Source organism: Streptomyces eurythermus (genome assembly GCF_014649115.1).
Classification (GTDB): Bacteria; Actinomycetota; Actinomycetes; order Streptomycetales; family Streptomycetaceae; genus Streptomyces; species Streptomyces eurythermus.
Map to the genome: position 1 here is coordinate 163,588 of NZ_BMSK01000017.1, position 12,717 is coordinate 176,304.

Below are 12,717 nucleotides of genomic sequence, written 5' to 3' on the forward strand. Positions count from 1 at the left end.
CCCGGCAGGCGGACGGCGCGGTCGGCGAGGACGTCCGCGGGCAACCCCCGCGAGGGAAGGTGGACCATGGGTCTGATGGACAACATGAAGGCCAAGCTGGGCCCGGCCAAGGACAAGGTGTCGGACCTGGCCCGGCAGCATGGGGACAAGGTCCAGCACGGGATCGACAAGGCCGCCAAGGCCGTCGACGAGCGGACCAAGGGCAAGTACAGCGACAAGATCCAGGCGGGCACGGGCAAGGCCAAGGAGGCCATGGACCGCCTCGCGCACAAGAGCGGCCCTACGGCGACACCGCCGCCCCCGGACCCGACGACCCCGACCCGCCCGGAGGGACCGCCACCGACTTCATGAGGAAGTTCAGGACCAGGTAGCGACCAGGTACCCCACTCCGTACGGCGCGTCCTCGTACAGCAGTGCGCCGGTGAGGTGCGCTTCGTGCGCCGCGCCGGCGAGGATCTGCCAGGGGGCGCGGCCCGCTGCCTTCAGTTCACGGGCGAGCGCGGGGTCCAGCGCCCGCAGGGCCGCCAGGTCGGCGGTTCCGAGCGCCCGTGCGGCCTCGGCGTCGAAGGGTGCCGCGCGCTCGTCCAGGTAGCCGGGCGCCTTGAGGGTGCGGCAGGCGCTGGCGTCGCCCATCACCAGCAGCGCCACCCGGCCGGCCCGGCCGGCCAGCTCCCGGCCCGTCTCGGCGCACCGCTCGGGCTCCAGCGTGTCGGCGACGCCGAGCCCCTCGACGGGGGCGTCCGCCCAGCCGGTCCGCTCCAGCAGCCAGGCGCCGACGGCCAGTGAGGCCGGCAGCTCGCGCTCCGGGGCGGCGCCGGTGGCGGTGCCCAGACGTACGTCCACGTCGACCCCGAACCCGCGGAACGTACCCGGGGTGCCCTGCGGGAACGGGCCGCGCCCGCCCGGCTCGGCGGCACCGACGACCACCAGCAGGTCGGGGCGGGCGGCGGCGAGCACGCCGAGCGCGTCCGAGCAGGCCGCGCGGGCGGCGTCCAGTTCTGGCGCGGCACCCGCGGCGACCTCGGGCACGAGCAGCGGAGGGCAGGGGCAGACTGCGGCGGCGACAAGCATGGTCGGCAGGTTAACTCCCCGCGCGGACCGGCCGGGCGCCGCCCTCGGTCACCGAGGATGTACGGCCCGGATGCCCGGACACCCGTAGGGCCTCGAACGGCCGGTAGCCGTACGACTCCGGGCGCGCGGAGACCCGTATAGCTCCGGACGCCCGGGCCCCCGTACGGCCCTTGCGTCGGCGGGCGTCAGTCGCAGCCGCAGCCGCTGGCCGCCGCCACCGGGAGCGGCTCGGGCACGCCGATCTTCGGCAGGCCCAGCATCACGCCCGCCGGCTTGGCGCTCTCCGCCGCGTTGCGCTTCTCCCAGGCGTCGCCCGCGCGCGTACGGCGCACGGCGAGTACGGGGCCCTCGGCGAGGAGGTGGTGCGGGGCGGCGTAGGTGACCTCGACGGTGACGACGTCGCCGGGGCGGACCTCCTGGTCGGGCTTGGTGAAATGGACCAGGCGGTTGTCGGGGGCGCGGCCGGAGAGGCGGTGGGTGGCGCCGTCCTTGCGGCCCTCGCCCTCGGCGACCATCAGCTCCAGCGTGCGGCCGACCTGCTTCTTGTTCTCCTCCCAGGAGATCTCCTCCTGAAGGGCGACCAGCCGCTCGTAGCGCGCCTGGACGACCTCCTTGGGGATCTGGTTCTCCATGGTCGCGGCGGGGGTGCCGGGGCGCTTGGAGTACTGGAAGGTGAACGCCTGGGCGAACCGGGCCTCGCGGACGACGTGCAGCGTCTGCTCGAAGTCCTCCTCGGTCTCGCCGGGGAAGCCCACGATGATGTCGGTGGTGATCGCGGCGTGCGGGATGGCGGCCCGCACCTTCTCGATGATCCCCAGGTACCGCTCCTGGCGGTAGGAGCGGCGCATCGCCTTCAGGACCGTGTCCGAGCCGGACTGGAGCGGCATGTGCAGCTGGGGCATGACGTTCGGGGTCTCGGCCATGGCCGCGATCACGTCGTCCGTGAAGTCGCGAGGGTGCGGGGAGGTGAAGCGGACCCGCTCCAGGCCCTCGATCTTCCCGCAGGCGCGCAGCAGCTTGCTGAAGGCCTCGCGGTCGCCGATGTCGGAGCCGTAGGCGTTGACGTTCTGGCCGAGCAGCGTGATCTCCGAGACGCCCTCGCCGACCAGGGTCTCGATCTCGGCGAGGATGTCGCCGGGACGGCGGTCCTTCTCCTTGCCGCGCAGCGCCGGGACGATGCAGAAGGTGCACGTGTTGTTGCAGCCGACGGAGATCGACACCCAGGCCGCGTAGGCACTCTCGCGGCGGGTCGGCAGCGTGGAGGGGAACGCCTCCAGGGACTCGGCGATCTCCACCTGCGCCTCCTCCTGGACGCGGGCGCGCTCCAGCAGGACGGGCAGCTTGCCGATGTTGTGCGTGCCGAAGACGACGTCCACCCAGGGCGCCTTCTTCACGATGGTGTCGCGGTCCTTCTGCGCGAGGCAGCCGCCGACCGCGATCTGCATGCCGGGGCGCGAGGCCTTCCTCGGCGCGAGCCGGCCGAGGTTGCCGTAGAGCCGGTTGTCGGCGTTCTCCCGGACCGCGCAGGTGTTGAAGACGACGACGTCGGCGTCCCCGTCCGCGCCCTCGGGGGCCCGCACGTATCCGGCCTCTTCGAGCAGCCCGGCCAATCGCTCGGAGTCGTGGACGTTCATCTGGCACCCGTAGGTGCGGATCTCGTAACTCTTGGGGGCGGGAACGTCCACTGCCGGGCTCCGGTCGCTGCTGCTGGTCATGCGTTCCAGGGTAGGCGGTCCAGGGCGGCCGGTGTCCCGGGAGTTCCCAGGTGGCACGGCCGCCCGGCACGGCGGACAGGGACGATGACACACCCGCTCCCGTCCCCTGTGACGGCAGTCACAGAGGTTTACCGCGGGCACGTCCGTAAAGGCCGCGAGAGCAGGAGACGTTTTCCGCCAAAGGGCGTCCGAAAGCCCGGGCGGGCGTGTGCAAAAGGGCGGACGACCTGCTTAGGTGGGTCGGCAGCTTGCCCCCGGGACACGGCCCGTGTCCGTACCGGCAAAGCCTTCCCGGGGGGCACACCGGACCACTTCACCGACGAGGAGGTCTCCGAGCGAGTGAGACGCCCAAGCGAGTCCGCCGTCGCCCCCGACGCGTCAGGGACGGGGAGCCGCCGCAGCCGTTCCGGCCGGTGAGAAACAGCGAACGGGGGTGACGTCAGGTGAGGAGAACGAGCGAGTACGCGGCGCTGCAGCGCAGGTGTGCCGCGATTCTGCGGGACCTCGGGGTGGACCGGTCGCTCACCCTCGAGGAGCTCCGCGCGCGGGTGGAGGAGATGAGAGGCCGTCCGCTCGTGCTCCGGGAGCTGCCCGAGCAGGCGGCGGCCACCGGGGCGTGCGGGCTGTGGCTGGGCACCGAGGACGCCGACTACGTGTTCTACGAGACCAGGACGGCTCCCCTGCACCAGGAGCACATCATCCTGCACGAGATCGGCCATGTGCTGTGCGATCACCACCGGAGCTTCACGGACGACGGTGAACAGCCGGCCGGCCGGTTCCCGGAGGTTCCCACGCCCGGTCTCGTCAGGCGGCTGATGGCCAGAACCAGTTACACGACCACCGAGGAACAAGAAGCCGAGATGATCGCCAGCCTCATCCAGAGCGCCGGGAAGACCGGCCGGGTGACGGGCCCCCTGGGACGCCTCGGCGCGTTCCTGGGGGTGACCGCCGATGCCGGTGAGTGAGCTGGCGGCCCGGGTCGGACTCGCCGGCGTCGTCGCCCTGTGGTGCGCCCTCGCCTGGCGGGCACGCCCGGCGCTGCGCGAGCCGCGACTGCGGGGGCTCTGGATCACCGTGCTGACGGCGACCACCGCCATCACGCTCTTCCAGCGAGGGGTCGTCACCGCGCTCACGTCCGCCGGCATCGACGTCCACGCGGTGTCGCTGGTGCGCAATCTGGTCGGGGTCCTCAGCGCGGGACTGGTCCTGCTCTTCGTGGTGGACTGCCGGCGCTCCCCGCGGCTGCGCCGCTCGGTGGTGGCGGGGCTGACGGCGGCCCTGGCGGCGCTGCTCGTGATGGATCTGCAAGGGGCCGGTCAGCCCATCGGGACGGCGGCCGCGCAGCGGCCCGCTTCCGCGACGACCGCCTACTGGCTGATCCTCAGCGTCGCCCACCTGCTCGGCGACGCCGTCGCCCTGGTGGTGTGCTGGAGCTACAGCCGGCGCACGACGGAACGCGACCTGGTGTGGTCGCTGCGGCTGTTCGCGGTGGGCAGCGTCCTCGCCCTGGTCTTCTGGTGCGGTTACCTCTGCCACCTCTACGGCCTCGCGCCGGCCGTGCTGCCCTGGCTGTCCATGGTGATGGGGGCGCACGGCCTCCTGCGGGCGGCGTCGCTGCTGGTGCCCACCGCCACCGCGCTGGCCCGGTCGGCCGCCGCGCTGCGGACCTCCTGGCGGCTGTGGCCGCTGTGGCGGGACCTGGTGACGGCGGTCCCCCACGTGGCGCTCGCCAGGCCCCGGCGCAGCCGGCTCCAGGAGGTGCTCCGGCCGCGCTACCCACCGGTGCTCCAGGCGCACCGGCAGACCATCGAGACGTACGACGCGCTGCTGACGCTCCAGCAGTACGTGCGGCCGGACGCCTACGAGCAGGCGCACCGGCACGCCCGGCGGGCCGGGGTGCCGGAGGACCGCCTCGCCTGCGCGGCGCTGGCCGGCGCCGTGGGCCAGGCCCGCCGTGCCGTGCTCGTCGGCGTGCCACCGTCCGACCCGCACCCGCTGCCCGGGGTGACGCACGGCAGCTCCCAGACCCTGCTGGGAATCGCCCGCATGTGGCCCACCATGACCGACGCGCTGCCCTGCCACACACAGCCCGCACCGGCCACCGGCCACGCCGAACCGCGCTGACGGGGTGACAGCCGGCGGGACCGGCGGTGGCGGTGGCGGAAGTCGGCGGGCGCTGAGCAGCCGGCGGTGGCGGCGGTCGACGGGAGCTGAGCAGCCGGCGGTGGCGGTGGTCGACGGGAGCACGCGGGCGGCGGACTCGGTGGGACCACTCGGGCGGTGGCGGAAGCGGGGGCACGTCGACGGCGGCAGATCTCGACGGACCTACGCGGGCGGTGACGGCGCGGAACCGATGCTGACGACAGCCGAACTCGGCGGGAGCACGCGGGCGGTGACGGAAGCCGAGGGCACGTTGACGGCGGAGAAAATCGCCGGAACTACGCCGGCGATGGCGGAGCAGGACCGACGCTGACGGCAGCGGGACTCGGCCGGACCGGGGTGCCGACGGGCGGACCCGGCCGGACCGCGGGCCCGCCGCCTGGACCCGGCCGAACCTCGCTGACGGCGACGGCGGAACCCGGCGGAACCACTGTGGCGGAGGCGGAACCCGGCCGGACCGCGGGCCCGCCGCCCGGACCTGGCCGACCCGGGGTGCCGCCGCCCCGACCCTGCCGAACCGCAGCCCCCAGGCCGGCCGCACCGTGCCGGCGTCGGCCGTCTTCGGGGGCGCCGGGCTCAGTCGAGGGTGGTGCCGCGTGGCGTGATCCGGTAGTCGAACCCGAGCGTCCCGGGGTCGAGGGCCGTAGCCCCGCCGTCCACGGTGAGCACCGCTCCGTTGACGTAGGAGGCCGCCGGGGACAGCAGCCAGGCGATCGCCTCCGCGACCTCGCGGGGCTCGCCGGGGCGGCCCTGGGGCAGCAGCCTGGTCGCCTCCGCGTAGGCGTCCTCCATGCCTCCGGGCAGCCGCTCCTCCTCCGCGAAGCGGGCCATGCGCCGGTCGGCCATCTCGGTGCGCACCCATCCCGGGCACACGGTGTTGGCCCGTACGCCCTGCCGTCCGTAGTCCACCGCGACGGAACGGCACAGCTGGAGCAGGGCCGCCTTGGAGGTGGCGTACGGGGCGTTGCTCGTGCCGTTGCGCAGCGCGGACACCGAGGCGACGGCGACCACCGCGCCCTTGGACTCCAGCAGGTGCGGGATCGCCGCGCGCAGCAGGAGCAGCGGGCCGGTGAGGTTGGTGCGCATCACGTCGTCCCAGTCGCGCAGCGACATGTCGCCGACGGCTCCGCCGCGCCCGATGCCCGCGTTCAGCACGACTCCGTCGAGCCGTCCGTGCGCGTCCAGAGCGGCCCGGACGAGTCCCTCGACCGCGTCGGGGTCCCCGATGTCCGACGGGTGCGCCAGCGCGCCGGTCTCCTTCGCGAGGCGCTCCAGGGGCTCGGTCCGCCGGCCGGAGACCACCACGTGGTGCCCGGCCTCGCCGAGCAGCCGGGCCGTGGCCTGTCCGATGCCCGAGCCTCCGCCGGTCACGATGACAACCCTCTTGTCCTCCACCAGTTCCGGCCCCTTCCACCAAGATCGACGAGTTCGCCCAGCGGGTCCGAGCTTAGGGCCCGGTGATCTTGGGGTGACGACTTCCGGCCAGCGCCCCGGGAGCGGCGGGACACCCTCTCCGCGCGGCCGGTTCCGGGTACCGGCGCCGGTACCCGGCCGGTGCCCCGGCGTCGCGGGCGACTGCCCGGATCCGGTGCGGGTACGGCCCCGCGAACGTGCGGCGACCAGCCGGACGCCGGGTCCGACGACCGGGCCGGCCCTCCGCCGTACACCGCCTCCGGCGGCCCAGCGGCCCTCCGCGGAGACCGGCCGCGGTCCCGGCCCATCTCCGGCCCGGGGATTGCCCGTGTCATCACCGAACCAGCGAGTTCACGCCGAGTTGGTGGTCCGGACCGCCGGGCGTGCGCGGCGGCGCCGGACGCGCCGTCGTGCTCCTGGGCAGCGGTCGACGCCGTCGGATGCCTTCCTGGCGGTGGGCGCCAACCGGTCGTCGTCGGAAGAAGCCGTGTGCGCGATGCCCCGCGAATCGTAAGATCGGGGATCTCGTGGGGGGAGGTGGTCAATGGGCAGGCGGCGCCCTGACACGCCGACGCTGGAGGAGGTGGCCGCCCACGCAGGAGTGGGCCGGGGCACGGTCTCCCGCGTCGTCAACAACGCGGCGGGGGTGCGGGAATCGACGCGCCAGGCCGTGCAGCAAGCCATCGCCGAACTGGGGTACGTGCCCAATCTCGCGGCCCGGTCCCTGGCCGGCCGGCGTGCCGACGCGGTCGCGCTGGTCGTGACGGAGCCGGACTGGCGGCTGTTCGCGGAGCCCTTCTTCTCGGAGATCGTCGGCTCGCTCGGCGACGCGCTGGCCGACACCGGGATGCAGCTGCTGCTGACGATGGTCCGCTCGGACACCGAACGCAAGCGCTTCCTGGAGTACGCGCGCGGCGGCCGGGTCGACGGCGCGCTGCTGGTGTCGGTGCGCGCCGACGACACCCTGCCGGACATGCTCGCCGAGGCCCGGCTGCCGACCGTCATGCTGGGCCGCCGCTCGGGCGACGAGCACGTCAGCTACGTCGACGCGGACAACGCCGGCGGCGCCCGCAGCGCGGTCACCCATCTGCTGGCCACGGGCCACAAGGCGATCGCGACGATCACCGGGCCGCGGGACATGTACGTCGCCCAGTCCCGGCTGCGCGGCTACCGCCAAGCGCTCGCCGCGGCCGGGCTGGGCACCGACGAGTCCTGGATCGCCGAGGGCGACTTCACCGAGGAGAGCGGCCGGCGCGCCATGGCCCGGCTGCTCGAGCGGCACCCGGACATCGACGCGGTGCTCGCGGCGTCGGACACCACGGCGGCCGGCGCGCTGCGGGAACTGCGGGCGACGGGGCGCCGGGTGCCGGAGGACGTCGCCGTCATCGGTTTCGACGACTTCCCGCTGGCCGAACAGACCGTGCCGCGCCTGACCACGGTCCGCCAGCCGCTGGCGGAGATCGGCCGGGCGATGGTCCGTCTCCTGCTGGAGGAACTGGAGGAACCGGCCGTGGCCTGGCGCCATGTCATCCTCCGCACCGAGCTGATACGACGCGACTCGGCCTGACGCCGACGCCGGGCGGGCCGGCTGGACAGGGCCGTTACGGCGGCTCCACGCCGGTTCGCCCGGGATCTACGGCACGAAGTCCGCCAGAACGCCCCCCGTCCACGCCCGGAAACCCCCGCCCCCCCCCGCAACCGGTCGGCACCCCCGCTTTCGGGAGCGCTCCCAGAAGTCGCCGCCCATCGAAACTATCGACACCCCCACCTCACCTGCGCCTTCGAAACCTCTTCGACACATTGCCGCGCGACACCTTGTCAGGGACATGAACTCTCCCTACAGTCCCTGCCCAACGGAGGTAATGGGAGCGCTCCCATCTGCGCGGGAGCGCTCCCGCATCCGACCGTCCCCGAGAGGACCCGCATGCGACCGTCAACGCACCCCGTCCGTGGAGCGAGTGGTCTGGTCGGCGCGCTGCTCGCCGCGCTCGCCGCACTGGCGGCCCTGCTCACCACGGCCCCGGCGGCCCGGGCCGACACCGCGATCTGCGACCAGTACGGCTCGACGACGATCCAGGGCCGCTACGTCGTCCAGAACAACCGCTGGGGCACCAGCGAGACCCAGTGCATCAACGTCACGGACAGCGGCTTCCGGATCACCCAGGCCGACGGCTCGGTCCCGACGAACGGCGCCCCGAAGTCGTACCCGTCCGTCTTCTACGGCTGCCACTACACCAACTGCTCGCCCGGAACCAGCCTTCCGGCCCAGCTCGGCACCATCTCCAGCGCGCCCACCAGCATCTCGTACTCCTATGTGAGCAACGCGGTGTACGACGCGGCGTACGACATCTGGCTCGACCCGACGCCCCGTACCGACGGCGTCAACCGGACCGAGATCATGGTCTGGTTCAATAAGGTGGGCTCGATCCAGCCCGTGGGCTCGCAGGTCGGCACCGCCACCGTGGCCGGGCGCCAGTGGCAGGTGTGGTCCGGCAACAACGGCTCCAACGACGTGCTGTCCTTCGTCGCCCCGTCGGCGATCACCAGCTGGAGCTTCGACGTCATGGACTTCGCCCGGCAGGCCGTCGCCCGCGGGCTGGCGCAGAACAGCTGGTACCTGACGAGCGTGCAGGCCGGCTTCGAGCCCTGGCAGAACGGTGCCGGGCTCGCCGTGAACTCGTTCTCCTCCACGGTCAACACCGGCGGCAGCGGCCCGGGTGGCCCCGGGACCCCCGCCGCCTGCGAGGTGACGTACGCGACGAGCGTCTGGGCCGGCGGCTTCACGGCCGACGTCACCGTCGCCAACACCTCCGCGACCCCGGTCGACGGCTGGCGGCTCGCCTTCACCCTGCCCTCCGGACAGCGCGTCACCAGCGCCTGGAACGCCACGGTCACACCGTCCTCCGGCGCGGTCACGGCCACGAACCTGGCCCACAACGGGCAGATCGCGGCCGGCGGCCGGGTGACCTTCGGCTTCCAGGGCGCCTACAGCGGCACCTTCGCCAAGCCCGCCGGGTTCAGCCTCAACGGAACCGCCTGCACCACCGCGTGACGCCCGCCCCCGCGTCCCGTCCCCCACGCACCCACCCCGAGGAGCGCACATGAGACACCCACCGGACGGCACCCTCCCGGGGCGTACCGCCCGTCCGATCCAACGGAAGGAGAGAATCGTGGCCCGACGCGGCAGGCTCCTGTCGGTCGTGGCGGCCTTGTCGACCCTGCTGGCCGCGCTCGGCCTGGCCCTGCTGGGTCAGGGCAGCGCCAAGGCGCACGGGGTGGCGATGCTGCCCGGCTCCCGTACCTATCTGTGTTACCTGGACGGCCACACGGGGACCGGCGGGATGAACCCGACCAACCCCGCCTGCAAGGACGCGGTGGCCAAGAGCGGGGCGACCTCGCTGTACAACTGGTTCGCCGTGCTCGACTCCAACGCCGGTGGCCGCGGCGCCGGTTACGTCCCGGACGGCACCCTGTGCAGCGCCGGCGACCGGTCGCCGTACGACTTCTCCGCGTACAACGCCGCCCGCTCGGACTGGCCACGCACCCACCTGACCAGCGGGGCGACGATCCAGGCGCAGTACAGCAACTGGGCGGCGCACCCGGGCAGCTTCCGGGTCTACCTCACCAAGCCCGGCTGGTCGCCGACCAGTCAGCTGCGCTGGGCCGACCTCGACCTGATCCAGACGGTCACCAACCCGCCCCAGCAGGGCTCGGTCGGCACCGACGGCGGCCACTACTACTGGGACATGCAGCTGCCCGCCGGGCGCTCCGGTGACGCCCTGCTGTTCATCCAGTGGGTCCGCTCGGACAGCCAGGAGAACTTCTTCTCCTGCTCCGACGTCGTCTTCGACGGCGGCCACGGCGAGGTGACGGGCATCGGCGGCTCCGGCACCACGCCCACCCCGACGCCCACTCCCACCCCGACCCCGACGCCCACCCCGACCCCGACGGATCCGCACACCGGTTCCTGCATGGCCACCTACTCCGTGGTCAGCGCGTGGAACGGCGGCTTCCAGGCGTCCGTCGAGGTCATGAACCACGGCACCACTCCGCTCGACGGCTGGGCCGTGTCCTGGAAACCGGGCACCGGCACCAAGATCAACAGCCTGTGGAACGGTACGCAGACCACCGCGGCCGACGGCACGGTGACGGTCCGCAACGCGGACCACAACCGGGTCGTCGCGGCCGACGGCAGTACCACGTTCGGCTTCACCGCCACCTCCACCGGCAACAACCTGCCCGCCGGATCGATCGGTTGCGTCACGGCACAGAGCACCTCCTGAGGACGTGCGCCAAGCGCCGCCTCCCCGGCCCGCACCCGGGGAGGCGGCGCTTTTACGTGTACGGCCGCGTTGTGGCGCCAACTCGCCTATGGGTACCGGCCGTCCTGGTCCGGTCAGCCGGATGGGGACATTGACAAGGCGGGCGCGCACCCCGAAGCATTGCTGGGCACGTCTACGGCACCTCAAAAGTTCCGGGCGGCACACGCGGCCCGTCGTCAAGGCAGGTACCGATGACCACGAACCAGCTGTTCGCGCTCTTTTGCGACCTCGCCCTCATCATCGTGCTCGCCCGGATACTGGGCGCCGTGGCACAGCGTTTCTCCCAGCCCGCCGTCATCGGCGAGGTGCTCGCGGGAATTCTGCTCGGCCCCACTCTCCTGGGCCATTCCGTGCCGGAATTCCTGTTTCCCCCCGGGGTACGGCCGATGCTCACCGCGCTCGCCGATGTGGGCATGGCCGTGTTCATGTTCATCGTGGGTCTGGAACTGGACCGGAAGATCCTGCGCGGCACCGGACGACTGGCCGTCACCGTGGCGGTCTCCTGCATTGTGCTGCCGTTCGGACTCGGCACGCTGCTCGCGCTGATGCTGGCCGACGACCACGCCCAGGGGAACCGGCTGGGTTTCGTGCTCTTCATGGGCACGGCGATGTCGGTGACCGCCTTCCCGGTGCTGGCACGGATCCTCACGGACCGGAAGATGCAGCACACCCCGATCGGCGGGCTGGCGCTGGCCTGCGCCGCGATCGGTGACGTGCTCGCCTGGTGCATGCTCGCCGCCGTGGTGGCCCTGGTCGGCGGAGGGGGCGGCGACCAGTGGCTCCTGCTGCTGCTCGTGCCGTACGCCGGCGTGATGGTGTGGGTGGTGCGTCCGCTGCTGCGCCGGCTGGTCGGCGCGGGCGGCTCCCGGCTGACCCCGGCGGTGCTGACGGTCGTCCTCGCGGGGCTGCTCGTCTCGGGGGCGGTCACCGAGCGGATCGGCCTGCATTTCATTTTCGGCGCTTTCCTTTTCGGCGTGGTGATGCCGAAGGAATCCACCGAGCGGCTGCGCGCGGACATCATCGACCGGATCGGCGATGTGAGCGGCCAGTTGTTGCAACCGGTCTTCTTCATCATCGTGGGCCTGAAAGTCGACCTGTCGGACCTGGGCGGGTCCGGCTGGCTGGACTTCGCGCTCATTCTGCTCGTCGCGGTCACCGGGAAATTCGTCGGCGCGTTCCTGAGCGCCCGGGCCTTCCGCGTCACGGCGCGCCAGTCGGCGGTGCTCGCCACGCTCATGAACACCAGGGGCCTCACCGAACTGATCATTCTGACCGCCGGTCTGCAACTGGGCGTGCTGGACGAGCGCTTGTACTCGCTGATGGTCGTGATGGCGGTCGTGACGACGGCGATGGCCGGTCCGCTGCTCGCCGTTCTGCGGCCGCGTGCCCTGGCCGACCAGGACCCCGTCCTCCCCGTGCGCGACGCCCAGTCGCCGGCCGCCAAGCGCTGAGCCCCCGCACCCCGCCGCTCCCCCAGGGGCCGCTCCCCTCACCACCCCGGATCCGCCCCGTAGGCGCCCAGTTCGGTCCGCATCTCGCGCCGTGTCCGCCGTAGCCGGCCCCACAGCGCGTCGATGTCCTCCCGTACGGCCTCGGGCGAGTCCCCGGCGCGCGGGACACCGTCGTCCAGGCGCCGGACCATGCCGTACACCGCCCCCAGGTCGTGGCTGAGGTCGGCCACGAGCTCGAGCACCCGCTCCGGCAGCCGCATCTGGGCCTCGGCGTACACGTCCCGGTACTGGTCGCGTGCCCGGGTGAGCCGCTGCCGTACGATCCGCAGTTCCTCCTCCCGGCCCAGCGCGTGCACCTGGTCGGTGAGCGCGGCCAGGTACTGCCGGGCGGAGGCGTTGAGGGCGACGGAGCAGGCGCGCAGTTCCTGGGCGTGCCGGCGCCGCTCCCGTACCTGCTCGACGCGGTCCAGTTCGCGCCGCCGGCCGCGGTCGGCGGCGCGCTGGGTCAGCAGCGCGGACAACAGCGTCCCGACGACTCCTACGACCGCGACCACGGGCGCGGTCGCTTCCCCGAGGTCCACCCCG

11 protein-coding genes are annotated in these 12,717 nt (G+C 72.9%); 7 read left to right on the plus strand and 4 right to left on the minus strand.

The window, feature by feature from the left end:
- Positions 1-66 precede the first annotated feature (66 nt).
- A complete protein-coding gene (locus tag IE251_RS29755; RefSeq protein WP_189756088.1) occupies positions 67-351 on the plus strand; it encodes an antitoxin in 285 nt (94 codons plus the stop codon).
- A 6-nt stretch (positions 352-357) separates the two neighbouring features.
- Here IE251_RS29755 and IE251_RS29760 read toward each other — a convergent pair whose 3' ends face one another.
- Together IE251_RS29760 and miaB are read right to left on the minus strand one after the other, a co-directional pair.
- Entirely contained in the window at positions 358-1,071 is a 714-nt protein-coding gene (locus tag IE251_RS29760) for a class III extradiol dioxygenase subunit B-like domain-containing protein (RefSeq protein WP_189756089.1), read from the minus strand.
- A gap of 185 nt (positions 1,072-1,256) precedes the next feature.
- A complete protein-coding gene (gene miaB, locus IE251_RS29765) occupies positions 1,257-2,786 on the minus strand; it encodes a tRNA (N6-isopentenyl adenosine(37)-C2)-methylthiotransferase MiaB (protein ID WP_189756090.1) in 1,530 nt (509 codons plus the stop codon).
- 443 nt (positions 2,787-3,229) lie between these two features.
- On the opposite strand from miaB, the gene IE251_RS29770 reads away from it, so the two are divergent.
- Together IE251_RS29770 and IE251_RS29775 are read left to right on the plus strand one after the other, a co-directional pair.
- Positions 3,230-3,751: a regulator component gene (locus tag IE251_RS29770; protein WP_189756091.1), complete on the plus strand. Its 522-nt coding sequence runs from the start codon at positions 3,230-3,232 to the stop codon at positions 3,749-3,751.
- Positions 3,738-4,910, plus strand: coding sequence for an MAB_1171c family putative transporter (locus IE251_RS29775; protein ID WP_229896999.1), 1,173 nt, complete (start codon positions 3,738-3,740; stop codon positions 4,908-4,910). The genes IE251_RS29770 and IE251_RS29775 overlap by 14 nt, the downstream gene beginning before the upstream one ends.
- A 612-nt stretch (positions 4,911-5,522) precedes the next feature.
- Here IE251_RS29775 and IE251_RS29780 read toward each other — a convergent pair.
- Positions 5,523-6,341 (minus strand): SDR family NAD(P)-dependent oxidoreductase, encoded by an 819-nt coding sequence (locus IE251_RS29780; protein ID WP_189756092.1) that lies wholly within the window; start codon positions 6,339-6,341, stop codon positions 5,523-5,525.
- A gap of 562 nt (positions 6,342-6,903) precedes the next feature.
- Between IE251_RS29780 and IE251_RS29785 the strand changes: the two genes are divergently transcribed.
- The 4 genes from IE251_RS29785 to IE251_RS29800 all read left to right on the plus strand — a co-directional run bounded on the left by IE251_RS29785 (position 6,904) and on the right by IE251_RS29800 (position 12,132).
- The gene (locus tag IE251_RS29785) at positions 6,904-7,926 is read left to right on the plus strand and encodes a LacI family DNA-binding transcriptional regulator (protein WP_189756093.1); all 1,023 of its coding nucleotides are present in this window, start codon (positions 6,904-6,906) and stop codon (positions 7,924-7,926) included.
- Between the two features lie 357 nt (positions 7,927-8,283).
- Complete coding sequence (locus tag IE251_RS29790; protein ID WP_189756094.1) at positions 8,284-9,411, plus strand: glycoside hydrolase family 12 protein; 1,128 nt, start codon at positions 8,284-8,286, stop codon at positions 9,409-9,411.
- 118 nt (positions 9,412-9,529) lie between these two features.
- Entirely contained in the window at positions 9,530-10,642 is a 1,113-nt protein-coding gene (locus IE251_RS29795; RefSeq protein ID WP_189756095.1) for a lytic polysaccharide monooxygenase auxiliary activity family 9 protein, read from the plus strand.
- A 230-nt stretch (positions 10,643-10,872) separates the two neighbouring features.
- Positions 10,873-12,132 (plus strand): cation:proton antiporter domain-containing protein, encoded by a 1,260-nt coding sequence (locus IE251_RS29800; RefSeq protein WP_189756096.1) that lies wholly within the window; start codon positions 10,873-10,875, stop codon positions 12,130-12,132.
- A 38-nt stretch (positions 12,133-12,170) separates the two neighbouring features.
- Here the strand turns inward: IE251_RS29800 and IE251_RS29805 are convergent, their stop codons facing one another.
- On the minus strand, positions 12,171-12,713 hold the full coding sequence (locus IE251_RS29805; protein ID WP_229897000.1) for a hypothetical protein: 543 nt from the start codon (positions 12,711-12,713) through the stop codon (positions 12,171-12,173).
- Between the last annotated feature and the right edge of the window lie 4 nt (positions 12,714-12,717).